Raw genomic sequence first — 1,246 nt, forward strand, 5'->3', positions numbered from 1 at the left:
AAAATACTATAGGATTAATCGAAGGATTTAGTCAAGAACTTTTACTGAATGTGTTTGTTAATCTTAAGAAAAAGTTTTTTGATGAATCACCTTTTTTTCGTTTATTGCTCTATTTATTAAAATATCGCAAGACACGTGTGGTAGATATTTCAGAAAAATTAATGTTTAGTAAATCATATAGCTATAAATTGATTAGCCGTTTAAGAGATATTTTTGAATCACAAAGAATTCCAATCACTATAAACAGCGATTTCGAATCAATTTCCTTGGAAGGTAATGAGAAGTATATAAGAACTTATCATTATTTAGTACAAGTGATGGCATATAATGTTTTTGCTGATAGACAAACAAGGGTGAATATCGACTTAGTTGGTGAAAATTATAAAAGTCTACAAACTACAAAAGTGAAACATGAAATTCTTTTATCAATCCTAGAAAATGCCGTTTCTCGTGGGTATTTAATTCAAGATATAGATAAAAAATCCCTCGAAATATTTAATATTAATACTTGGGCTTATCAAAATATTTATTTTGAAAATCTAAATGGCACCACTAGTCAATATAGTAATGATAACAGAATTCATGAAGTTCAAAATATTATTTTAAATACAGTCTTAAATTTCGAATTACAAGTTGGAGATAAAGAACTTTTTGCAAATAAATTATCCCACATCTTATCTTATTTTTTACCTGTTCAAAATAAAGAAACTGTGGTTATTGCCATATCTATGCTACATCATCCTGAATATGTACCTGTTATTCAAAATAAATTGCTTGCAATTTTCAATGAGAAAATCATTAAATTTAGTTCTAATCATAATGAAGCAGATATATTAGTCTCGGATGGTATTCTAAACCATGACAATTCGCAGGATTTTGCTTTTTTTAGGGATATACATAATAAGGACCATTGGGATAATTTAAATTCAGTGGTTCAAGCAAGAATTATATCAAAACTAGGATAATATATTTAGACTAAATACAAACTTAAAAATATGTGCAGGATTAGGAAATAACATCTTTATGGTACAAACTCATATATCTGAAAAAAATCTAAAATTTGAAGAATTCATTGAGTTCAAAAGACATGGAAGAATAACTTTGTTTTTACATTAAATACTGACAACTTACAATTTTCTATTTAAGAGTACGCAAAAAAGATTCTACCAAGTTAGAAGGATGTGAATTACTTAAAAGTATAAATTGGAGATGTGGTTAATGTGAAAAGCATGGGGAATAATTATGT

Annotated in this window: 1 protein-coding gene; it reads left to right on the forward strand. The window is 27.0% G+C overall.

Annotated elements, in window-relative coordinates; all coding sequences use genetic code 11:
* Window positions 1–965 (forward strand): helix-turn-helix domain-containing protein (locus A5883_RS06275; RefSeq protein WP_086338172.1); only part of this gene is annotated, 965 nt, incomplete at its 5' end.
* Window positions 966–1,246: the final 281 nt, after the last annotated feature.

The sequence above is a fragment of the Enterococcus sp. 5B3_DIV0040 genome, from assembly GCF_002140755.1.
Classification (GTDB): domain Bacteria; phylum Bacillota; class Bacilli; order Lactobacillales; family Enterococcaceae; genus Enterococcus_D; species Enterococcus_D casseliflavus.